This window comes from Dictyobacter vulcani (genome assembly GCF_008974265.1).
GTDB classification, from domain to species: Bacteria; Chloroflexota; Ktedonobacteria; order Ktedonobacterales; family Ktedonobacteraceae; genus Dictyobacter; species Dictyobacter vulcani.
Genome location: NZ_BKZW01000001.1, coordinates 1,622,892 through 1,645,888, shown reverse-complemented (window position 1 = coordinate 1,645,888; position 22,997 = coordinate 1,622,892). Strand labels below are relative to the sequence as shown.

At 49.7% G+C, this 22,997-nt stretch carries 18 protein-coding genes, 5 tRNA genes and 2 rRNA genes; 13 read left to right on the top strand and 12 right to left on the bottom strand.

Annotation, left to right across the window (positions count from 1 at the left end):
• Positions 1–69 precede the first annotated feature (69 nt).
• Together KDW_RS06820 and KDW_RS06815 are read right to left on the bottom strand one after the other, a co-directional pair.
• On the bottom strand, positions 70–312 hold the full coding sequence (locus KDW_RS06820) for a DUF2630 family protein (protein ID WP_151755259.1): 243 nt from the start codon (positions 310–312) through the stop codon (positions 70–72).
• Between the two features lie 89 nt (positions 313–401).
• Positions 402–4,088: a UvrD-helicase domain-containing protein gene (locus KDW_RS06815; protein WP_151755258.1), complete on the bottom strand. Its 3,687-nt coding sequence runs from the start codon at positions 4,086–4,088 to the stop codon at positions 402–404.
• 246 nt (positions 4,089–4,334) lie between these two features.
• Here KDW_RS06815 and KDW_RS06810 point away from each other — a divergent pair, with 246 nt between their 5' ends.
• Positions 4,335–5,024, top strand: a complete 690-nt coding sequence (locus tag KDW_RS06810; protein ID WP_151755257.1) for a hypothetical protein — start codon at positions 4,335–4,337, stop codon at positions 5,022–5,024.
• 33 nt (positions 5,025–5,057) lie between these two features.
• Positions 5,058–5,849, top strand: a complete 792-nt coding sequence (locus tag KDW_RS06805) for a type III pantothenate kinase (protein ID WP_151755256.1) — start codon at positions 5,058–5,060, stop codon at positions 5,847–5,849.
• 217 nt (positions 5,850–6,066) lie between these two features.
• Here the strand turns inward: KDW_RS06805 and KDW_RS06800 are convergent.
• The 7 genes from KDW_RS06800 to KDW_RS06770 form a co-directional block, all read right to left on the bottom strand.
• Positions 6,067–6,140 (bottom strand) — tRNA-Ile (locus KDW_RS06800).
• An 87-nt stretch (positions 6,141–6,227) separates the two neighbouring features.
• A tRNA-Ile gene (locus KDW_RS06795) sits at positions 6,228–6,301 on the bottom strand.
• A gap of 33 nt (positions 6,302–6,334) precedes the next feature.
• Positions 6,335–6,451, bottom strand: a 5S ribosomal RNA gene (rrf, locus tag KDW_RS06790).
• 37 nt (positions 6,452–6,488) lie between these two features.
• Positions 6,489–6,561: transfer RNA gene (locus KDW_RS06785), tRNA-Ala, on the bottom strand.
• A 3-nt stretch (positions 6,562–6,564) separates the two neighbouring features.
• Positions 6,565–6,638 (bottom strand) — tRNA-Ile (locus KDW_RS06780).
• 195 nt (positions 6,639–6,833) lie between these two features.
• Positions 6,834–8,312: ribosomal RNA gene (locus KDW_RS06775) — 16S ribosomal RNA — on the bottom strand.
• Positions 8,313–8,552: 240 nt separating this feature from the next.
• On the bottom strand, positions 8,553–9,008 hold the full coding sequence (locus KDW_RS06770; protein WP_151755255.1) for a hypothetical protein: 456 nt from the start codon (positions 9,006–9,008) through the stop codon (positions 8,553–8,555).
• Between the two features lie 215 nt (positions 9,009–9,223).
• Here KDW_RS06770 and KDW_RS06765 point away from each other — a divergent pair, with 215 nt between their 5' ends.
• The 9 genes from KDW_RS06765 to KDW_RS06725 all read left to right on the top strand — a co-directional run bounded on the left by KDW_RS06765 (position 9,224) and on the right by KDW_RS06725 (position 17,648).
• Positions 9,224–9,760 carry an RNA polymerase sigma factor gene (locus tag KDW_RS06765; RefSeq protein ID WP_162005017.1) on the top strand — a complete coding sequence of 179 codons (537 nt, stop codon included), beginning with the start codon at positions 9,224–9,226 and terminating at the stop codon, positions 9,758–9,760.
• 2 nt (positions 9,761–9,762) lie between these two features.
• Positions 9,763–10,323: an anti-sigma factor family protein gene (locus KDW_RS06760; RefSeq protein WP_151755253.1), complete on the top strand. Its 561-nt coding sequence runs from the start codon at positions 9,763–9,765 to the stop codon at positions 10,321–10,323.
• A gap of 48 nt (positions 10,324–10,371) precedes the next feature.
• Positions 10,372–11,250, top strand: a complete 879-nt coding sequence (locus tag KDW_RS06755; RefSeq protein WP_151755252.1) for a UbiA family prenyltransferase — start codon at positions 10,372–10,374, stop codon at positions 11,248–11,250.
• 76 nt (positions 11,251–11,326) lie between these two features.
• Positions 11,327–12,394 (top strand): methyltransferase, encoded by a 1,068-nt coding sequence (locus KDW_RS06750; RefSeq protein WP_151755251.1) that lies wholly within the window; start codon positions 11,327–11,329, stop codon positions 12,392–12,394.
• A gap of 164 nt (positions 12,395–12,558) precedes the next feature.
• Positions 12,559–13,137 carry a Uma2 family endonuclease gene (locus KDW_RS06745; RefSeq protein ID WP_151755250.1) on the top strand — a complete coding sequence of 193 codons (579 nt, stop codon included), beginning with the start codon at positions 12,559–12,561 and terminating at the stop codon, positions 13,135–13,137.
• Positions 13,138–13,387: 250 nt separating this feature from the next.
• Positions 13,388–14,608 carry an outer membrane protein assembly factor BamB family protein gene (locus KDW_RS06740; RefSeq protein ID WP_162005016.1) on the top strand — a complete coding sequence of 407 codons (1,221 nt, stop codon included), beginning with the start codon at positions 13,388–13,390 and terminating at the stop codon, positions 14,606–14,608.
• A gap of 72 nt (positions 14,609–14,680) precedes the next feature.
• The gene (locus KDW_RS06735; protein ID WP_151755248.1) at positions 14,681–15,229 is read left to right on the top strand and encodes a site-specific integrase; all 549 of its coding nucleotides are present in this window, start codon (positions 14,681–14,683) and stop codon (positions 15,227–15,229) included.
• A gap of 389 nt (positions 15,230–15,618) precedes the next feature.
• Entirely contained in the window at positions 15,619–16,164 is a 546-nt protein-coding gene (locus KDW_RS06730; protein ID WP_162005015.1) for an RNA polymerase sigma factor, read from the top strand.
• Positions 16,161–17,648, top strand: coding sequence for a WD40 repeat domain-containing protein (locus KDW_RS06725; protein ID WP_151757313.1), 1,488 nt, complete (start codon positions 16,161–16,163; stop codon positions 17,646–17,648). Before KDW_RS06730 ends, KDW_RS06725 begins: the two co-directional genes overlap by 4 nt.
• Positions 17,649–17,935: 287 nt before the next feature.
• On the opposite strand, the gene KDW_RS06720 is transcribed toward KDW_RS06725, so the two are convergent.
• From KDW_RS06720 to KDW_RS06710, 3 genes are all read right to left on the bottom strand, one after another.
• Positions 17,936–18,145: a type II toxin-antitoxin system HicB family antitoxin gene (locus KDW_RS06720; RefSeq protein WP_151755246.1), complete on the bottom strand. Its 210-nt coding sequence runs from the start codon at positions 18,143–18,145 to the stop codon at positions 17,936–17,938.
• Complete coding sequence (locus tag KDW_RS06715; RefSeq protein ID WP_151755245.1) at positions 18,142–18,348, bottom strand: type II toxin-antitoxin system HicA family toxin; 207 nt, start codon at positions 18,346–18,348, stop codon at positions 18,142–18,144. The genes KDW_RS06720 and KDW_RS06715 overlap by 4 nt, the downstream gene beginning before the upstream one ends.
• Positions 18,349–18,538: 190 nt before the next feature.
• A tRNA-Pro gene (locus KDW_RS06710) sits at positions 18,539–18,615 on the bottom strand.
• Between the two features lie 478 nt (positions 18,616–19,093).
• Here KDW_RS06710 and pheS point away from each other — a divergent pair.
• Positions 19,094–20,140: a phenylalanine--tRNA ligase subunit alpha gene (gene pheS, locus KDW_RS06705; protein ID WP_269822433.1), complete on the top strand. Its 1,047-nt coding sequence runs from the start codon at positions 19,094–19,096 to the stop codon at positions 20,138–20,140.
• 52 nt (positions 20,141–20,192) lie between these two features.
• Positions 20,193–22,727: a phenylalanine--tRNA ligase subunit beta gene (pheT, locus tag KDW_RS06700; RefSeq protein WP_151755244.1), complete on the top strand. Its 2,535-nt coding sequence runs from the start codon at positions 20,193–20,195 to the stop codon at positions 22,725–22,727.
• Positions 22,728–22,997 lie beyond the last annotated feature (270 nt).

Genomic DNA, 22,997 nt, shown 5'->3' with positions numbered 1-22,997 from the left:
CGAAATAAAAAGAGAGCCTCCCTGATATATGACCAGGGAGGCTCTCTTTTTAACGTACCTTTGTGAATTTTATTGCTTATAGTTTTCTACTATGCTGGCATCGCGTGGTTGGGCATCATCAGGATTCTGGCCAGCGTTTCTGCGGGCACGCCTCTGCCGGAGAAGATCCCAGCACTGATCGAGGCCTACTTCCAGATCTTTTACGCGTTGACGCTGGTCTCCCTGGATTTTGCCATCTTCTTCTAATTTAAGAAGATGGTGTTCTTCATTGACAAGTTCCTGAATATGTTGAAGAATTTCTTGATCGTTCATGGCTTTCCTCTATCGCTGATCTGCAATTTCTATACTGCACAATCTATAACACGCAATGTACAGTATGAATAGATACGTTTTGACAACTTTTAAGTCGGACAAATAAAGAAAAATGGACACTTAGGACAGCCTTGTTGATCCTCTGGTCTGGCTGGATACTCATTGTTCTCCAGACCTTTGACCGCTTGCTCTATTTTCTGATAAAGATTTTTTTCCTTGCGGCTGCCGATGGTGATTGGAACGCTCTCGCCAGTACTCATATTATGACTGTGTAATTCTACATTTTGACCGGGATATTGCTGGCGATAGGCTAAGGTATAAAAAAGATCTTTGACCTTTGCTTCGGGTTTGCTTTTTGAGCTCCCATAACTGGTGCGAACAAACCTGACTGGTTGAGGTGACTGTTCGTTAGCCGACTCTACGCGATCTACCCGTACATGGATATTCGTGCCGGCAACATCTATATTATAGCCTGAACGCAGATTCCAATCTAGCTCTTCCTGGGTTGTAAGTGTGCGCCGTATCGACTCCACGACCTCATGTCCATGCTCTTCATACATAGATGAAAATGGATCGTTGTCTCCACCGAGATCTTGCCAGTGTTGGGTATATAACTGCTGTATCTCTTTCTGCGTAGGAAGTTGGGTGAGATCTTGCGCGCCACCGAGTTCCCGATGCAGAATTTCTTCGGTCTTCTGTGTTGCCTGCCGAAAAAGCCGATAGCCATTAGGCTCATCCTCAAAGTGATAGATTGAGCCATAGGCGTATTGCCTGGGACAGCGCATATAGTTTTCCACTGCGCTGGCACTCAGGGTAGGTGAGCGCATGGCCGCAATGAAATCCAGTCCTGGCTGTGCTCCTGGTGCTACCAGACTCTCTGGCTCGTCTTCCTGGATAGTCGTGGCGGCGGGTTGCCAGTAGCGTTTGACAATACGTTCCTCGGGCAGGCCAGCCTCCAACGTATCCAGATACAATGAGCGTTTATAGGCCTGAGTTTTGTAGCGTTCACTATAGCTTAAGACTAATTGATCGCGTGCACGGGTGACGCCAACATAAAACAGGCAAGACTCGGCAACTTCATGGCTATTTATAGCACTTGCCAGCATGCCTTCAGGCGGGGTGACCGGTGAATGCTGGCGTTGCGCGGGAAAGCGGCGCTCCATCAATTCCGGCATATAGACCACCGGGAACTCGAGTCCTTTGCTGGCATGAATCGTCATCACACTGATTGTATCGATGGGTTCTGCGCTACTTTCAGTATTTTCCTGACGATTGGCATTATCCTGACGCAAGAGTGCGAGCAAGCGAATATATTGTAGGAACCCCCTGGCTTGTTCTTCAATTGGTATGGTGGGAGAACTGTCGCCCACCTCTTGTTCGGGCGTGCCCTCCGTCTTCTGGTGCTCCTGACGGGCAAGTTGTTGGTGTAAGAGTTGTTGTTGATCATAATGTCTGGCCAGTTGCAGTAACTGTCGATAGTCTGCGAGTTGAATGCTATTTTGTTTGTGTTCTGGATGGGCCAGTAAATTACGAATCAGCGAGGTTTCGATCAACAAATATTGTGCCAGTAACGACCAGATATTGGTTGTTCTGAGCAATGATTGCAGGATCTGGGAAAGGTGCAGCAAGGCACGGCGACCTTCAACGCTCATCTCCAATGGCGCTTCGCCAGTCATCAGGAGCAAGCGTGGACTACTACCGGGTTCGCGGGCGGCCAGGAGCAAGGCCTCGATATCCTGCTGGCTCAGAGGATGCTCCGGTTGGAGGGCGGCCCTCATGAGTCCCATACTGCTGGGATCAATCATCAAGAGTGGGAGCGCCAGCACATTTTTGACATAATCGCGATCAAGCATTCCTCCCTGCTCGATGACAGGAATATTGGCTTGGATGAGGGCATTGGTAATCTTTTTGACCAGACTACGGCGACGACAGAGAATCGCCATATCTCTATAGGCATAGCCCTGAGCATGCTTCTGCTGGATATCCGCAATCAAGCCAGCGACTTCACTATTGCCATCGGGCGCTGTCGCAATCGTGACATAGGTATCCGGGTGGGTCAGTCGAACCGGTTCATTTTTTCCAACATCCTGTCCCTGCTCTAATTGCTGGCAGCGAAATGCTTCCGCCAGGGCCACCAGATCGGGGCGCGAGCGATAGTTACGGCTGAGTGGCAGCACGCGGGCCTCAGGAAAATCCTGCTCAAACTGGCTGATATTCGCGGGTGATGCCCCTCGGAAGCCATAGATCGCCTGATTGGCATCGCCAACCACCCAGACCCGTCGTGCCTCACCTGCCAGGACGCGCAGTAGCACACCACTGGCACGATTAACATCCTGAAACTCGTCAACCAGAATCTGTTCAAACGTCTGCTGCAACTCTGCCAGCACATCTGAATGTTCTTCAAGAAGTTGGATCGCTGATATTAATAAGCCGCCATAATCGCTATCACCGCGTCGTTGTAATTCTTGTTGATAGAGTGTGTACGCCTGGGCTATCTCCATATCCTGCTGTGCTTTAATCAAGGACTTTTCATCGCTGGCCAGGGCAAGTTCGCTTTGGGCCAGACGTGCATACTCTTCCGGGCTGGTCAATTCATCTTTGGCGCGCGAGATTGCTTTGAGGATATCGGGAAAATAGCGGGTAGGCGCGGGAAGAGGACCATAGTGACGCAGGCGCAAGGCGTTGGCCTGTCTTAATAAAATATCGTATCCCTCGGCCTCGTCGATCAGTGTGAAATCCGAGCGTAGTCCGACCAATGAACCATGGCGACGCAAAAGTTCCGCGCAAAACGCATGAAATGTACTGACCTTTGGCATCGCATACTCGCTATCGGAGAGCAATTGTTGTAAGCGCTCTTCCATTTCAGTGGTAGCTTTGCGTGAAAAGGTTAAGGCCAGAATATGTTGTGGCGCAATGTTCTGGACGCGTACAAGATAGTCTACTCGTCCAATCAACGTACTTGTTTTGCCGCTGCCCGGTCCGGCGACTATTAAAGCCGGTGTGGTTGTTTCAATAGCAGCCTGTTGAAATTCATCATACGCTTTTTTGGCTGGCATTGTGTTCGGCGGCGTCGTTTTTGCCGGCTCACTGTCTTCGACCTGAACTTCTGGCTCTATCGGTGCTTGATCGAGAAAACCAGCCAATCGATTCAATAAAGCGGTAGGGGAGACAAAGAAGCGGGTCGCCAATTGGTGCGCGGGCAATCCTTCATTGACATAGAGTGTATAAAGGCGATTGGCTGGCATGAGCAATTCAGCCGCAAAGATATTCGCCGCCAGTTCACGCTCACTACGCGGATCATAGCCATGTGTCCCACCCAGTTTTTCCAGAACCTGTTCTTGCTCAAGCAGGCTGGCCATATCTTCCTGAATATCCTGATCATGACAGGGATTGGTAGGGGAGGGATCAGGAACAGAGGCATACTTATCCCGGGCGACCAGTAAAGGATCCTGCCGGGCAGATAATATCTGGAAGCGACGACCTTCGCGACAATGCAGTAAGGCGTGTCCTATTTCATGAGCCAGTGTAAAGCGCCGAAATGTCTCCGCCAGTCGACGACAGATCCAAATCAGATCTTCATCCTCATCTGGATCCATAAAGCCATAGGTGCCGTGCGCGTAGTCCTTAACATCAAAGGTCGCGATATTGAGTCCTAGCCAGGAGGCTAAATCATCAATGGGGGTTACATCATCGGTCCATGTGGGATGGGTGGCTCGATATTTGGAAAGAACAAGGCGTGCGGCTGCCTCAACATTCAGGCGTAATACATTATCCACATTGCGCTCCCGGCGTCTAGAGCGAAGACGAGGCGATTTCAACTCATCTGCTTGCTATTTACAACATGTCTTACCCTATTATACCGCATTCGGCACCTGTCTGCGACTTTTGACAGTCTGTTGTTTTTCAAGAGGGGACATTTCCGATAGACATAATTATGCTGACCTTTTTCCAAATAGATCAATGTCTGGTATAATAATGCCTGATATAAGACGGTACCATATTTTTTAACGAGGAAATTCAAAATGGACGCAGAAGAGATTTTCGCACAGGCGAGCACGAGCGCGGAACTTCCCGAAGGCTGGTATGCATTCCCTTTACAGAAAGGAAAAGTAATCTCGGGTATCGTAGGTTGGATTTTTGGTATTTTGATGGGCAGCGTCTTGCTGGCCCTGATCGCCCCGATAGTTATCCCTTTTAATTATCAGCGCGGCACATTTTCGATCATTCTAACCACAATTTTGCTTGGCATACTGGTGTTTATTCTGATCGGAAGTTTTTATATGTTCGTGATTGATTGCTTGCGTTTACGCCAGGCCGGACAGCATATAATTGTGCTGACGAAAACTGATTTTGTGAAGCGCGAGGGAGCGAAGATCACTCAGGTGCCGCTGGAGAATATTCGACATGTAACGGCGCGTGGACGTGCTCCAATCGATCGCAATCCATCTGCAGATGAGAACGGCGTGGGAGGTATCCAGGGACCGGCAGAAAATATTATGGGCTTTATCTTTGGTCGAGGTGTCACAGAATCCGGCCAGAAGCAGAGGCGCAAACGCGTACGTACGCCAAGCTCATTAGCGTTTATCGATGATCGCACCGATACTGAAGTAACCGTCGTCAATGATAATGCTTTTGGTGATCCCTTTATGATTGCGGCTGTACTCAAGCAACATGTGGCCGCGGTCCGTGGCATGGAAGTCATGCAAAAATAACCTGTACTGGTAGATCATTGAAGGGATACATTTATGCTGCTTGCACTGGATATCAGCAATACAAATATCAAATTTGGTCTGTATGACCAGGAAGTAATGAAGCATCGCTGGGTTGTCTCAACGGCGAGACAGCGGACTACAGATGAATATGCCATGGTCTTAAATGATCTCCTGAGGCATGCTGGTTATACCTTCACTGATATTGAAGACATCATCATGTCAAGCGTGGTTCCCCCATTAACACCCGTTTTTCAGGACCTGGCGACGCGTTATTGCAATCGAGAAGCACTAGTGGTCAACCACATGCTTGATCTTGGTATTAAATTACTGGTTGATAATCCCTGGGAAGTAGGTTCAGATCGCATTATGACGATTATCGCTGCCCACCATTTGTATGGAGGGCCTGCCATCGTCATCGCATTTAGTACCGCTACCACCTTTGATGTTGTCTCGGCTGAAGGGGATTTCCTTGGTGGAGCGATTGCACCCGGCCTGGCTATTTCCGCTGAAGCCTTAAGCTCTGCCGCCTCGCAGCTCTATCGTGTCAATATGACGCCGCCTCGTTCAGCGCTGGGCAAAAATACTATTGAAAACATGCAATCTGGTATTATCTATGGCCATGTCGGACTGGTCCAGGGGCTCATCTCGCGTTTGTGCAGAGAGATACCAGATGTGACCAGCGAGAGTGAGATCAAGATCATTGCGCATGGCGGTATGGCTCAGCAGATGGCTCCGATTATTCCTGAGATCCAATATGTAAATCAATATCTCCCCCTTGAAGGCCTGCGCATCATCTACAACCGTATTCGCCACTATCGCAAATAGACACCCGTATTTCGTTAGACTTGATATGCTCAAGTGCCGTAGGTAGCTTCAATCCATAAATGAGGATCGAAAAATGTGGGCCGTTGCCCACATTTTTCGATCCTCATTTATTTCCTGCTGCTGCAGGCAGCGAGTTACTCATCTTGAATTTTAAGAAAGAGCCGAACCTCCATAATACAAAAAAGACAGCTAATTTTTAGCTGTCTTTTTTGAGAAGTGGGCCTTCCTGGACTCGAACCAGGGACCTCAGTCTTATCAGGACTGCGCTCTAACCACCTGAGCTAAAAGCCCGTATATGTACTCTTTATCTTTTGACGAATAAAGAATCGGGTCAAAAAAATAAGACCGCCAAAGCCGTCTTATCGGGATAGTCAAAAATGGGCCTTCCTGGACTCGAACCAGGGACCTCAGTCTTATCAGGACTGCGCTCTAACCACCTGAGCTAAAAGCCCGCATATCTCTTGTCTGGTTTATACAAGCGGGTGGAACGGCGACGTCTTATTTTCCCACGCAGTTGCCCACGTAGTATCATCAGGGCTGGAAGGCTTAACTTCCGTGTTCGGGATGGGAACGGGTATTTCTCTTCCGCTAAAGTCACCATCCCACCCGCGTGTACAAACGCGAGTGAGAGAGTATGAATGGAGACGAGGAGATTCGAACTCCTGACCTCCGCCGTGCAAAGGCGGCGCTCTACCAACTAAGCTACGTCCCCAAATGGGCCTTCCTGGACTCGAACCAGGGACCTCAGTCTTATCAGGACTGCGCTCTAACCACCTGAGCTAAAAGCCCGCATGTCTGCGGTATGTGTTTACCTCTACATATTACTGGCTGAACCTGAACAACTAAAGAGTGGTAAGGCGGAGCAGTCAAATAACCAGTCTTTGACAAGCTTACTAGATCTCTTACTTTGTGAAGTAAGACCGACCTGGAAGTGTGATGAGTATAAACGTCTTTCGGTGAAAGACACCCATCAAAGCTCCCTAGAAAGGAGGTGATCCAGCCGCACCTTCCGGTACGGCTACCTTGTTACGACTTCACCCCAATCACTGACCCCACCCTCGACGCTTGCCTCTCTTGCGAGTTAGCCCAGCGGCTTCAAGTGTTGCCAACTTTCGTGGTGTGACGGGCGGTGTGTACAAGACCCGGGAACGTATTCACCGTAGTGTGCTGACCTACGGTTACTAGCAACTCCAACTTCATGGAGGCGGGTTGCAGCCTCCAATCTGAACTGAGGCCAGGTTTGACGAGATTGGCTCCCTCTCGCGAGTTCGCGACTCTTTGTCCTGACCATTGTAGCGTGTGTGTCGCCCAAAGCGTAAGGGCCGTGCTGACTTGACGTCATCCCCGCCTTCCTCCATTTTAAAATGGCAGTTTCGCTAGAGAAATTCAACTAACGACAGGGGTTGCGCTCGTTGCGGGACTTAACCCAACATCTCACGACACGAGCTGACGACAGCCATGCAGCACCTGTGGATCCGCCCCGAAGGGACAACCAGTTACGGTTGGTGCAAATCCATGTCAAGCCTTGGTAAGGTTCTTCGCGTTGCATCGAATTAAACCACACGCTCCGCTGCTTGTGCGGGTCCCCGTCAATTCCTTTGAGTTTTAATCTTGCGACCGTACTCCCCAGGCGGACCACTTCTTGTGTTAACTGCGACACTGAGGGGGTCGATACCCCCAACGTCTAGTGGTCATCGTTTACGGCTAGGACTACCAGGGTATCTAATCCTGTTCGCTCCCCTAGCTTTCGCACCTGAGCGTCAGATGCTTCCCAGGACACTGCCTTCGCCATCGGTGTTCCTCCGGATATCTACGCATTTCACCACTCCACCCGGAATTCCGTGTCCCTCTGAAGCCCTCAAGTCAGACAGTATCCGAAGTACTTCGTTGGTTGAGCCAACGACTGTCACTCCAGACTAATCTGACCGCCTGCGTGCGCTTTACGCCCAATAAATCCGGACAACGCTTGCCCCCTACGTATTACCGCGGCTGCTGGCACGTAGTTAGCCGGGGCTGATTCCTCTGGTACCGTCCGTTCTCGTCCCAGAGAAAAGCAGTTTACGATCCGAAAACCTTCATCCTGCACGCGGCGTTGCTCGTTCAGGGTTGCCCCCATTGACGAAAATTCCTCACTGCTGCCCCCCGTAGGAGTCTGGGCCGTTCTCAATCCCAGTGTGGCTGATCGTCCTCTCAGACCAGCTATCGATCGTCGTCTTGGTAAGCCATTACCTCACCAACTAACTAATCGAGCGCAGGCTCATCCTCAGGCGCCCTTACGAGCTTTGCTCTTGCGAGCCTATGCGGTATTGTCGGCGATTTCTCGCCGGTATTCCTCACCTGATGGTAGATTGCCCACGTGTTACTCACCCGTCCGCCACTCCCTGCTTGCGCAGAGCGTTCGACTTGCATGTGTTAGGCACGCCGCCAGCGTTTATCCTGAGCCAGGATCAAACTCGCCATACAAATTTTATATATGCAAATCCCTCTAAAGAGATTTACTATTCTTATTCAGGCAAGCTCATCAAAGCAATTGACTGGCTTAATATTTGTCTGTTTCCTTACCACTCTTCAGTTGTTCATGTTCCTACAGTTGCTTTCGCTATGTAGGCGCCTCAGACTTTGCTGTCGGGCGCAAGAGAGATATTAACACTGACCGGCTTTTCTGTCAAGCTTTTTTACACCAATTTGGAAAATCCAAAAAAATCAGGCATGCGGGCCTTCTTTACGTTCGTTCCATGGAATGACATTGCTCTTGTCTTTTTTGTGAGTATCCTCATTTTGTGTGTCTTCCATATCACTCTGCGCATTTTGCTCCAGGTAATAGCTTCCTGTCAAGGCCGCCCCTACACCAAATGGAATGAGGCCCGGAAGTAGCCAGGGTCCAATGTGAAAGGGAGTTGAAGTAAATGTATTTGGTAACAGGAAACCAACCGGGTATAGACCAATTGTCAGGGTAACCCCAACCATCATGGTAATCAAGCCCGCGCGCAGGATGCCGCGATTCCGGCGTTGTCGACGTGACATGGGTGGACGGATACCATGTCTGAGCATTGCCATCCGTTCACGATATTGAATGTATCGTAGCAGGATGATAAATCCCAGGAATATGGCCATGGCTATGAGCCAACCAATTAAAAGTGCTAAAACATTGTATGACATTTTGGGCTACCTCTTTATACGGGATATCTTTCTGTATGATAAGATACCATGAATAGCGCAATATGTTTCGTCAGATTGATGAAACATATTGCTTTGATTGAACCTCTAATAATATTATGATGAGTGAGTATCTATTGCAGCCACCACACAGCATGGGAATATCGCTCCCAGGTATAAATTCTACACCTGCTGAACAGGACGACGCCGAACTTGTTATGTCAAGCAAGGCAGGGAACCAGGATGCTTTTGCAATCCTGGTCCAACGGCATCAGCGGAGAGTGTTTAATCTTGTTTATCGCATGCTTCAGAATTATGATGAAGCCAATGAGGTAACGCAGGATGCGTTTCTCGCTGCGTGGCAAGGCTTACATTCTTTTCGGGGTGATGCTCGATTTTCGACCTGGTTGCACCGCATTGCCTATAACTGTGCCTTAAAACAGATAGAACAAAGGAAAAAGGATGCAGCATTACAGGTTGCTATCCAGGCAGAGGCAGTTGATAGCGATGAGCGTATCGGTGCTGAACTGGAAGCTCATGATCGACAAGCTGTTGTTCGTGAGCATATCTCGACCTTACCAGCCAAATATCGTATTGTACTGGTGCTGAGACATCTGCAAGAAATGACATATGAGGAAATGGCTGAGATATTGACTATGCCGATCGGGACAATAAAAACGCATCTCTTTCGAGCACGGAATTTGCTGAAGGAGCGGCTTGAGGCGTTTGATCAAGAGTGGAAAACGAGAGGTTAGTCATGCATTGTGCAAAAGCAACCTACCAATTGCAGCTGTATATTGATAAACAGCTCAACCTGACGCAAACGCGCGCCCTGGAGATGCATCTCTCTAATTGTCCTGCGTGTTCTCGGGAATATATTTTATTAGAGGAGATTGAGCAGTCGCTTCAGCAAATAGAAATGGTTGCGGAACCGGCTGATTTGACCACAAATATTATGCAACGAGTGGCTTTTAGCCCTCAACAGGTGAAAGCACGCAAGCAGGAATTTTCTGTCTTTCGTCCATTGCTCTCTGAGTTATGTATTGCCATCGTCCTGGCGACCTTTACTATGTTCGTGATCACCATGGATCAGCCGGCCGTCAAGGGAATATTGCCCATTGGTAATGGAAATGATCCGATAGCCCTTTTCGTGTACTCCTTCTGGAATACCCTGGCGACTACAAACACAGATACATTGATGGCCTGCTTATGGGTGCTTGGAACCCTGCTAGGTGTCTGGATTACTCTGGCGGTCGCAGGTTCCGATGTACGTGATCAATGGTATCGAGCCGTGGTTGATCGTTTACCGGTCTGGTAGACCATCTCAGTATTAAAAAATGCATGCTTTATAAGGGAGGCAGACGAGATGGGAGCCCTTAAGCAGCGTCAGCCTGGCAGCAAAATACCAGGCTTTTTTTTACTCTGCCATCCAGGTCCTGTTTTATTGCATACCCTGGCCGTCTCCATTTTTGCCTTGCTGGCGGCCTGGCCTCACCTGGTCTGGGGAACCTTATTTCTGGTCATCGCAGCTCACTGTGCCATGCAATGCTCTATTGCTGTACTCAATGATTACTGTGATCGGGAACTGGATATGGTGAGTAAACGCGATAAGCCACTTGCCCGTGGCATCGTCTCGCCACGTGAAGCTCTGATCTTTGGCTGGTTGTGGATTGTCCTCATGTATCTGCTCCTCCTACCTCTCAACTGGCTCGCCATCCTGATCTCAACACTCTACCTGATCCTGGGTCAGGGTTATAATCTGGGACTCAAATCAACGCCCTGGAGCGGTATTGTATTTGCGCTGGCGATACCATTAATTCCAGTCTATGCCTTTGTGGCTGTCGGACACATCTCTCCCTTTATCTTTTGTCTGATTCCTGTTGCTGCCTTACTGGGCGTTGCTTTAAATCTGGCGAATTCCCTGCCAGATTTAGCCGAAGACGCAGCCAACCAGGCTCATACTCTGGCTGTAGCCCTGGGTGAGCAGCGTACACGTTTGCTCTGCCCACTCCTCATCTTTCTGGCCGCCTTGCTGGTCGCTATCTTTACCCTGACCAATGTCGTTTTTGTTCAGCCATTGATTTTCTGGCTTACTTCAGGCCTGGTCCTGATCGGTATCGGATTAATTATTTTCCAGCCTGTGCATACAGGTATGCCTCAAGCAGGAAAGCGTTATTTTCTCCTGGTGGTTGGCACATGTCTTGTGCTGGCGAGTGGCTGGCTGGCAAGTACCTTGCTGGTCTGATAGACTGTGCATAGAAATGGTGCCTGTTCCCTCTAAATGAATTGGACACACGTGTTCTCGACGAAAGGTCTCGTTTATGCCGTTACGCTTGTCCCTGCTCGACTCGGTTCTGTTTCGCTTTAATCTCTTGCCCATCCCTTTATTTGATACACCCCTGGTGCCTGGTATTGCCCAGGTAGTGGTAACCACCTGTGAACTGGGTCTCTTTGATGCATTGGATAGAAAAGCGCTTTCACTGGATGCTCTAGCGGATCAGCTTGAATGTCATCCGCGAGGATTAGAGCTGGCATTAAATCTCCTGGTCAGCGCAGGCTATGTCCGTCAGCGCAAAGGACTGTACCGCAACTCACGTATGGCGCAGCGCTGGCTCACCTCGAAATCTCCTGCTTCGGTTGCTCCATATATTATTCACAGTCCCGATATTGTCGATATCTGGAAACATCTACCGGAAACAATTCGCACCAACAAGCAAGCGATGCGCATGCCCTATGACGAGGATGCCCGTGATCCCGAAATGCAGCGCGCATTGGCCCGACACTATGCGGGTCTGGCGGCCTTGGCAACCGCGCTGGGAGGGGAAGTGATCCGCAAGATTAAGCTTCCCGCTTGCCCTACCACCTTATTGGATGTAGGAGGCTCACACGCCGCTTACAGTGCCATGCTGTGCCATAAATATCCCAACCTCCAGGCCACCATCCTGGATATTCAGCCGGGCATCGAAGCTGGAGTACGGACTGCCAAACAGCAAAAGCTGGAGAAGCGTATGCGCTTTGTCTGTGGAGATATCATCAAAGATGATTTTGACCAGCAGTTTGGTGCAACATTTGATGCTGCCTTCTACTTTCAGATCGCCCATCTGCTACAGCCAGAACAGAACCTGCTGCTCTTAAAGAAAGTAGTGCGCAGCCTCAAACCCGGCGGCCAAATCTTTTTTGTCGACCAGGTCACCGGCCAGACCCCTTACTCGCGCCTTGCCAACCAGATGGTCCAGCTCATGGCACTCACCATGGCCATCGTCGGCGGCACCTGCTATCCATTCTCCGAAGTACGCGCATGGCTTGAAGAATGTGGCATGGAAAACATCCGCGAACACCGCCTGCTTACCCCAGGAGCCACCTTGATCAGCGCCGTCAAGAAACGCTGATCCCCTTAACCAGGAGAGCGTTGGTTGAAATAGCCAGCCAGCGCTCTCCTGGAAGGCTCGGATAGAAAACGTCTGCTTGTTGCATGTTATAGTGACGTAGTGTATGGTGTACATGACAGCTTATTAAGGTCATTTTGTTGTTCTGGTGGAGGTAGAGGTGCACTATGTATGATCCACAGCGTAAATTTACTACAGATGAGTATTGGGCACTGGTTGATGCCCATCCAGGCCGTAAGTACGAGTATATTGATGGCGATATCCGTATGATGACCGGTGGTAGTCCTGCACATGCACAAATCGGTGCTCGTATCGCTTCATTGCTTGACTCAGCCTTAATAGACTCAGAATGTGTCGTATACAACTCAGACGTTGTCCTGCATCTTTCAGATAGCCGTGTTTATCTTCCCGATGCCTCGGTGTCCTGTGATCCAGCCGATTGGACACGCCGAAAATATATAGAAGCTCCATCCGTAGTGGTAGAAATACTTTCACCAACAACAGAAAATACAGATAAACTGGAGAAACTTGACGCATATCAACGCTATCCCACCATTCAAGAAATATTACTAATTGACTCCAGGCGGCGCTCAATCAAGCACTATCATCGTGTGAATATGCGTAGCTGGGAAGACACATTGTACGTGAATGATGAAGATGTTATTAACCTTGAATGTATTGAAGTAACTCTCCGCGTAAAAGATATTTACAGAAAAGTCTATTTAGAGTTGGATGATATCCCTTAACTGACAAGCTTGAAAAGTCTAGCAATTGTTAGCGCCTGAACTTCGAGCGATTCAGATAAAGAGTATAGCTAAATACTATGAGCGTGCAGATCATCGGGATTAGTGGTAGGAACAAAAAAACGTCATTAGACGGGATTACTTTCTTTCCTGTGAAAAAATGGATCTGGAGGTCGCTAATTCCATAAGACGAGGTTTGATATACCACCTATCGTTAATATGTATTATTCGCTTCTGGATAAAAGGATTTACGATGAAGTACCGCCTATTCTCTGCCTTTCTCTGTTGTCTGTTCCTGTTTACTTTGAGCGCTTGTGGCTTAAATAGTCAGAGCATGCAACAGACACAACAGCCTCATTCGGTTGTCCTCAGTAACTGCCCTGAGCATTTCTCCAGTTTCTCAGTTACTACTCCCTTGCCTGCATCTGATACCCATGTGATGTATACAGCCAGTTCTGGAAACCTCTATGCTCTTAGCGCTCGCAATGGTGCACTGCTCTGGTGCAAGAAGGTGAGTATTACAGGCAATTTTCCCTGTCCTGGGTCCTGTCCTGCTGGTCCGTTTATGAATTTTGGCGAGCCTGCAGTGGTTGGTGGCGTTGCCTATGTATGTGCTTCAGGTTATCAGGGATATATGTATGCTTTTCGTGCCCGGGATGGCTCCCTGCTCTGGAGCACAAAGTCTAATTGCGCCACTGCCCCCGATCCAGTTATGGGCAATGACGTTCCTCTGGTCTATCATAATGTCGTCTATGCTGGTTCAGATGCGCTGCGAACACAGGATGGGAAACTGCTCTGGTCCACTCCGGCTGACACTGCGTTTCAAGCGCTGGACGATGGCGTACTCTATGCCGCGGGAGAAGTTAAGGTCTATGCACTTAACGCAAAAGATGGAGCGATTCGCTGGCATTATCAGATACCAAACTTTGCTCCCGTTACTGCAAAGTTGATTGCAGGTAACAAGCGCGTGTACTTTGGCACGGAGTCGTCCGCTGATACGACAGTTCAGGGTGGATTATATGTACTCAATAGCGCAAATGGCTCGCTGAGCTGGAAAGTTGCGATGAGTTACTATGGTGGCGTGAGTTTGTATAAGGATCTGGCCTATGTCAGTTCGGGTGATCACTCTCTCGATGCGCGGCAAGCCAATAGCGGTGCGCTACGCTGGCGCTACAAGTCTGCTTCTTCAGCGTACAATGCTGCTACCAGTGCGAACGGCGTTTTGTATATCAATATAGATGGTCCCTATGCCCTTAATGCCGCCACCGGCAAAGTCATCTGGCATCAATCTCTCGGTGCCAGCCAGAGCGTTGAATTTACGCCCATAACAATAGTTGATAATGTGCTCTATTTTGCGCGTATCGGCGGCGATGGCAAAAGTACGATCTATGCCATGAATGCTCATACCGGCGCTATCTACTGGCAAGGTTCCGCTCCAGAGCTACAGTATATAATACCTCTGACTGTAATATGATGAGCAACATTATCAACTTGTGCAAGGCTATATTAGGAATTGTCAGGGCATCTCCTGGAGGTCTTGCTAGCTATGGTCGTTGTCACTGGTATGCGTCGTGGCGAACTGCTGTCTTTGCGCTGGTCTGATGTGGATTTCGAGCGGCGGCGTTTACTGGTGATGCACTCCGTTGATTTTATCGCCCACTATGGTTACATTGAGGATAAGCCCAAGACGACAGCGGGTAAACGCTTGATTAGCCTTCCCTCTTTCCTTCTCGATATGCTAGAAAAGCATCGCGTTCAGCAATTGGCAGCGCGCGAAGTTGCTAAGAAGTGGGCAGATAATGACCTGGTGTTCCCTAACTTGAGCGGCGAGTATATGCATCCTAATCACATGGGGGAAAAGTTCAGAAAGCTGTTAAAAGAGGTCGGTTTATCTCATATTCGCTTTCACGATCTTCGCCACAGTGCTGCGTCTATCCTGTTGTGCATGGAGGTGAACATCAAGGTTATACAGGAATTGCTAGGGCATAGCGATATATCGATCACGCTGCGAACGTATTCGCATCTGTTCCCATCTATGCAAAAAGAGGTGGTGTATACATGGGACGGTGTGTTTCCTCCAGATGACAAACCATAAAGGCGAATGGTAAGTATGGATGGAAATTTAGTTAAATGAGGCCTCTTTCCAATCGATTTCTTGAGCACATTTCTGAAAGGGAACCATGCGGTAAGCTCTTCATTTCCCCCAAATTGCACATGAGCCATGCAATAAAAAGATTTACAAGAGGGGCATGTGCGCAGCATCGCCCCAGCGCCTCAAATGCCGCTCGTTGGTACGGAATGTAGCGATGACGATCCCTTGCGCGCATTGTCTCCCTCTCACCAATTCCCTCATTGAAGCGTATTTGTCGCTGTTTATGCCTCCTCTTTTTGGCAGAAGAAAAAGACGGATGGGTAGGGATGCAACGTTTTTCTATCTTCGTGCGATGGAAAGGTGAGATCTCAAAAAACACTGAGAGGAAAAGCATGGAACTCTCACATAACGTCGCTGCGGATGGCTCGCCGGTGGGCCGTCTCTATGAGCAACATGGTCCGGCGCTTTTTGCTTATCTGAGTCAACAGACCGGCTCGCACGAGGTCGCGGAGGATGTACTAGTGGAAGTATTCGTGGCCGCGCTTGAGACGGAGAAGTTTGTCCTGATGAGCGGAAAAGAGCAGGTGTCCTGGCTCTGGCGGGTAACACGGAACAAGGCGGTGGACGCTTATCGCCGCTCGCACATCAGGCGTGGGCTTGATCTGAGCCTGGTAGCTGACTATATCGACGATAAGGAACGCTCTCCCGAGCTGATTATGCTGCAGCGAGAGGAGTCCGCACTTTTACAGACCTACCTGGATAGGCTTTCTCCTGGCCAGCGAAGGGCTATCCAGCTGCGTTTCGCCCATGGCCTGCGCAGTTCGGAGATTGCGATGTTGATGGGCAAACGCGAAGGGAGCGTGCGTTCGCTCATGGCTCGCGCGCTCAATTTCTTGCGCACGCTCTACGAAAAGGAGCAGGAAGAGGCTCATTTATGACACAGAATCGCGATTTTTTCACACCTGAGAGCGTGGATGAGCAGATTGAGCAGTTTTCCTCGCACCAGCCAGCGAACGAGGATGGGCAGGACGCATCGGCGCGTCTGGTCAAGAGGCTCCAAGCCGTTTACCAGGCTGATTACGAGCAAAACCGAGCTTTCCTTGCGCGCGCCAGGCGGCGGATAGCAGCTCACCAGTTCGCTAAATATGATGTTAATCAGGCGCGGAGCCCGATGGATTCCGCCTCTATACTACGTTTTTCTCAAGAAAGGACTCGTAAGATGCAATCTTCCCATTCAGCGGAGCAGTCCACGGCCAGAAGGTTGTCTCGCAGCCTCGGTTTGCTGGCAGCAGTCCTGGTAGCCGTACTGCTGGTGAGCACGCTAGCTGTGGTTCTGACCCTCAATCGCGGCCAGCAGGGCAGCCAGGGTATTAGCAGAGCAAAGGCGACTGCGACCAGTGCGCCCAGGCCTACGCCAGTGTCCGTTGGCACGATACTCTATACGCAAAAATCCCCGGCGGGAACCAATTTCGGCTCAGCCGCGTGGTCGCCAGATGGCATGCGCATGGTCACGTCGGCTATAGATCTGAAAACTGCCAGGACGCTGCTGTACATTTGGAACGCCGCAAGTGGAAAGAATCTCATGACGATTCCTCTAGACGTGGCGGATCTTGGTAATGTTTTGTGGTCACCGACGGGCAAGTACCTGGTGCTGAGCAATCTGCAGACCATTGTGATTGTCGACAGCCAGACTGGTGCGATTGTCAAAACTATCAATTATCAGGAGCCGACGGCCTTCAACGTCTCTGGCGTGCATCAGTCCCTACTTTCCAGTGCCGTCTCGCTTGGTGGCGGGTTTGGCTTTTATTCCGTGGCCTGGAGCCCGGATGGCGCGTCTCTAGCGGTCGATGTATCCAATATCACCTCGGGGAACGTTGTGTTGCTAGATCCGCGGACCGGTGCGGTAAAAACCACTTTCAGCGCGCAGGCGGCGCCCATCGGGCTCGCGCTGGCCTTTTCCAGCGATGGGAAGTACCTGGCCGTGTCCTACTCGAATGACTCAAAAATTGTGGTTTGGAGCGTTGCTACGCAACAAGTTGTTTTTGTGCTGGGCAATGCCCAGGCTATGACCATTGCGTGGCAGCCTGGTACCCATAACCTGGCGCGAAGTACATTTACCTCTATTGAGCTCTGGGACGTAAACGCACAAAAGCTACTCAAGACCTATAAAGTGCTTTCGGCCTTCGCCTGGTCGCCTGATGGGAAGGAACTGGCGGTGTACACCTCGCCTTTCGCTAATCCATTCTCCGGGACAAAAGCCAGCAAAGTAACCATACTCGACGCGGACACTGGAGCGCAGGTTGGGCTCTATATAAGCCAGAACCGGACGATCTTCTCAGCCTCCTGGTCACCCGATGGCCGCTCTATAGCCACTAGCGAGTCTTCAGCTAGCAGCAACCAGATCGTCGTCTGGGCCGCGTAACCACCGCGTGGCATTTGACTACATACAAGGCGTGGCAAGGTTTGTTACAGGCAAAATCCTGATGTGCTCAAATCGTGCTATCGCCTTGTATTCCCCGATTGGGCATGAAGCCTTGTTATACCCCCCAGTTCTGCTCCATGCGTGGTTTTTTGATCTGCTGTGTTTTTATGTAGGCGATATAAAACGAGGCCAGAAGCTCTCGTAGATGAAAGCTTCTGGCCTTATCGATTGGTCGGGGTGAGAGGGTTTGAATTTATGCTTTTTTTTACTAGTTTCTTGAGTTTTTACTATGCGGCTATAATTTGAGGTTTGGGAATATTCCAGCCTAACGCTTTAGCTGTTTCTAGCCATAATTCAATCACTTCATAAGCGTTTTTGATAGCTTCTTCCTGTGTTTTACCGTGTGTTTTTGCTCCTGGAAGTTCAGGCACCGTAACGACATAGATTTTGTCTTCTTCATCCCATTGAATAAGGAGTGAATAGTGTGCAGGATTCATAGCTCTTCACCTACCTTTTTGAGGGCGTTGCGTACATCTTTGATTTGATATTTCTGCGCATCATCTCCGTCTTTACCTGAGATTGTGATAGGATGTTCAGGCAGTGCAGGATGTACCCACATAGTGTGGCTTCCCTTTGATGGTCGTTGTATAAATCCTGCTCGTGCCAGGGCTGCTTTAAGCTTTTTGACTTTTAGCGGCATACTTTCATGCTTTCTCTATTATAACACGGTTCGGTACTATGATAGATCTACAGTTTGGCTTTTTCCTGCTCTGATTATGTGCTCCTGTTTGTCTCTAAATGCTTTGATGGGCTTCGTCGCTTTTTTTGATATCGAATAAATAAAATAAGGCTGAAAGTTAGCATATAGAATAACTTCCAGCCTTATCGATTGGTCGGGGTGAGAGGATTTGAACCTCCGACCTCTACAACCCCATTGTAGTGCGCTACCGGGCTGCGCTACACCCCGCCGTTCTTATTGGAACAGGCACAAGTATAGCAGAAAGGAAAAGGCACGTCAAGCATTTTTACACGAATTTTTTTGATAGACTTTTGCCCGTTCATCTGCTATACTTTAAAGAAGAAAATTTATTGTGCTGCTTGCTGCAGTGAAATGCGATGATGGGGAGAGTAAGCGTTTAGATGCGCTCAGGGAGAGAGGGCCGCCGACTGTAAGCCCTTTTGCGTATTGCTTCGCTGAAGTTCACCCCGGAGCTGGCTATTGAACTCCTGGTGTATAGTAGATAGCCCCGGCCGGTCACCGTTATTGGATCAAACCGAGTGGAATGTTGAGTTATCCGCCATTCGTTATCTCGCGCTTTTGCGTGTGTATGACTGAATTCTGGCCTACCCTCATCATTCAATACGGGTGGTACCACGGAGCTTGCTATACCGACAACTTCGTCCCTGTTGACGAATGTCGGTTTTTTGATTTTTTGGGAGGTTGTATGATTGGACAACTCGAACAGTTGCTCGGACAACTTGATACGCTACGAGTGCGAGCGATTGAGGAACTGGAGCCGATCAACACATCTGCAGGTCTAGAGGATTGGGATACGCGTTACCTGGGACGCAATCGTGGCGAGCTGAAGAGTCTTTCTTCTGTGATGCCAAAGCTGTCCAAGGAAGAGCGGCCTATTGTTGGTCAGAAGATTAATGCGGTAAAGTCGGAGTTAGAGCGCCGCTTAAATGAGAAGCGTGAAGAGTTAAAGCAGCGTGAGTTGCTGTTGGCTCTGGAACAAGAGCGCATTGATGTGACACTACCGGGGCGTATGTTGCCGGCTGGTACGATGCATCCGCTGTCGCGTACGATTCAAGAGATTACCGATATCTTTGTGCGCATGGGCTTCAGCGTGCTGCAGGGATTGGAAGTTGAGACCGATTATCATAATTTCCAAGCACTCAACATTCCTACTGACCATCCCGCACGTGATATGCAGGATACCTTCTGGGTCTCGCCAGGAGAGGTATTGCTGCGCACCCAGACGTCTCCGATGCAGATCCGGACGATGGAGCAGTTACAGCCACCTGTGCGTGTGGTGGTGCCAGGTAAGGTCTATCGTAATGAGGATGTGGATGCGACGCATGAGGCGATGTTCCATCAGATCGAGGGCCTGTTGATTGATGAAGTATGTACCATGGCTGACCTTAAAGGCTGTCTGGAGCGCTTTGTCCATGAGCTGTTCGGTCCTGAGCGCCGCTTGCGTTTCCGTGGTAGCTACTTCCCATTCACTGAGCCAAGCGCTGAAGTAGATATTAGCTGTGGTCTGTGCGATGGCAAAGGCTGCCGCTCGTGTAAGTATAGCGGCTGGCTTGAGGTATTGGGTTCCGGTATGGTGCATCCCAATGTGCTGCGCAATGTAGGATATGATCCTAAAAAGTATCGTGGCTTCGCCTTCGGGGTCGGTGTAGAGCGAATCGCCATGTTGAAATATGGCATCGGAGAGATACGCCTCTTCTCCGGCAATGATCTGCGCTTCTTACGCCAGTTGTAGTGGACTGTATGAAGTGGAGTATACGCGGCGATTTTAAGAAGGAGAAGACGCAATGAGAGTTCCTTTGAGCTGGCTCAAAGAGTATGTTGAGATTACGCAGTCACCGGAAGAACTGGCCCACACACTGACCATGGCCGGTTTAGAGGTTGAGGCGATCGAATATATCGGTAAAAGCTGGGGCGACAAGATTATTACGGCCCAGATTGATCATCTGGAAAAAGTTGAGGGATCGGATCACCTTAATTACACCAAAATCAATACTGGTAGCGGTCAGATCAATGTCATTTGTGGCGCACCCAATATTCAACTGGGTGATAAAGTGCCGCTGGCATTGCCTGGTGCCCAGGTGGGGGATATCACCATCAGTGAGACGCGCAAATTTGGCTATGTTTCACAGGGTATGCTCTGCTCCCCACGGGAATTAGGCATGGGTAACGATCATTCTGGTATCTATATTTTGGAGCCAGAGACTAAGTTAGGTCAGCCTCTGATGGATCTGCTGGGTGAGATTGTCCTGGATTTTTCGATCAAGGCGCATCGTGGTGATCTATCTTCGATTATTGGTATTGCGCGCGAGGTTGCGGCCCTGACCAAACAGCCTTTACGTCTTCCTGAACCTCGTTTTCAGGAGCAGGGCACTCCGGCGAGCGATCTGGTCAAGGTTAGCGTTGAGGACAGTGAGCTCTGTCCACGCTATACTGCTCGCGTGTTGAGCAATATCCAGGTTGGTCCTTCACCTGCCTGGATGGCCCGGCGTTTGCTGGCGGCTGGACTGCGACCGATCAGTAATGTGGTGGATATCACCAATTATGTTCTGTTAGAATTTGGTCAACCATTGCACAGTTTTGACTATGATCTGGTGCCTGACCATCATATTATTGTGCGTCGCGCCCATGCTGGCGAAGAGATGAAAACGCTGGATGATGTGAAGCGTAAACTGACGCCAGAGATGCTGGTGATTGCTGATCCAACCGGCCCGACCGCTATTGCTGGCGTGATGGGAGGAGCCCGTAGTGAGGTGAGCGACAAGACCACCACGGTCCTGCTGGAATCGGCAAACTTCAAGGGCGGTAGTGTGCGACGTACCTCGTCCACGCTGGGCTTGCGTACCGATGCTTCCAGTCATTTCGAGAAGGGCCTGGATCCAGAGTTGGCGCTGGCTGGTACCAATCGTGCCGTACAGTTGTTGACAGAACTGGCTGGTGGCTTGGCGCATCCTGGTGTCGTGGATCATTATCCCAACCCGGTTCAGCCGCGCGTGCTGGATTTCTCGACGGATGATGTCGAATGGCTAACCTCGATGAAAGTGACTCAGAGTGAAGCCAGCGATGCATTAAATGCCCTGAATTTCACTGTGGCTGCGGCTGAAGACGGGAAAAGGATGCAGGTTACGGTTCCAACGTACCGTACCGATGTGACGCAGGAAGCGGATCTGGTTGAAGAGGTTATTCGCCTGATCGGCTACGAACATATTCCCAGCACTATTCCTGACGGTCCGCTGCCAGAGCAGACCATCGACCGCTGGTTTGAGCGTGAGCAACAGATTCGTAACCTCTTGATTGGTGCGGGTTTGAATGAAATTGTGACCTATACCCTGATCAGCCGGACGCGGATGGTGAAATTGCTGGCGCAGACTGATCTGGCCTCTGCGAGTGTTCTCTTGCGCGCACCGAATCGCTCGGCGGCCCAGGAAGAGGCTCGTATTCAGGCATCCAACACATCGACAGCCACGACCAGTTTTGATCCGCATACACTGCCAGCCGTGGCGCTTGTCAATCCGCTCACTGCGGATCAAGAAGTATTGCGCCTCACTTTGATGAGTAATTTGCTGGAGATTATTCAGGAAAACAGCAAGCATAACAAATCCGGTTTGCGCTTCTTCGAAGTGGGACGTCGCTATCTGCCGGCGGAAACGAAATCTCAGTTACCGGATGAGCGTCGTACGGCTGCGTTTGCTTTGTGTGGTCCGGCAGAAAATACCTGGCTGCCAGAACTGGCCCGTCCGGCTGATTTCTATGATCTTAAAGGCGTAGTAGAAGCCCTGCTCTCAGGTTTAAAGATACGCCGTTACCGTTTCACGCCTACGCAACATCCAACCTTCCATCCAGGCCGTTGCGCCTTGTTGGAACTGGCCTATGAGAACGAGAGCGGCGACGAGGCTTTCAGTCCGATTGGAGTTCTGGGTGAAGTACACCCTCTGGTTCAGCAGCGCTATGATCTGCCTCATCGTGCCTATCTGTGCGAATTAGATCTGGAGCATCTCTATGCAGCCGTACCGCAACAGATTAACTATCAGCCTATTTCACGGCATCAAGAATTGACGCGTGATCTGGCCCTGGTTGTTGATCAGCGTATTGCCGCTCAGGATATTCAGGATACTATCGTGCGCCATGCTGGTAAGTTATTGCACTCGATTGCCTTGTTCGATGTCTATACTGGCGATCCCATTCCTGCCGGTAAAAAGAATTTGACCTATACCCTGGTTTATCAGGCCCAGGATCGTACTCTAAAAGATACCGAGGCTAATGAACTCCAGGAGCGTATCATTCGCCTCCTCAATGAGGATTTTGGAGCGGTATTGCGCTAGCTCCAGCTTTGATATGTAGAGGGGATCCATGTCGAAGGCAGGTCATGCTTTCGACATGGATCCTTTTTTCATTATTGTATAGAATAGTTATCCATCTTCTATGTCTATATTTATATCAGTCAATAATTTATTTAGGTATTTATGGCTACATAAAAATAATTTTGAGCTTGTATAGTTGCAACTAGCATTGAAAACATTTTATAGTGTGTATGTTTGTAAAATATAACTTTCTTTATTGTACAGCTTTGCATTACCGCTATTTTACCTGAA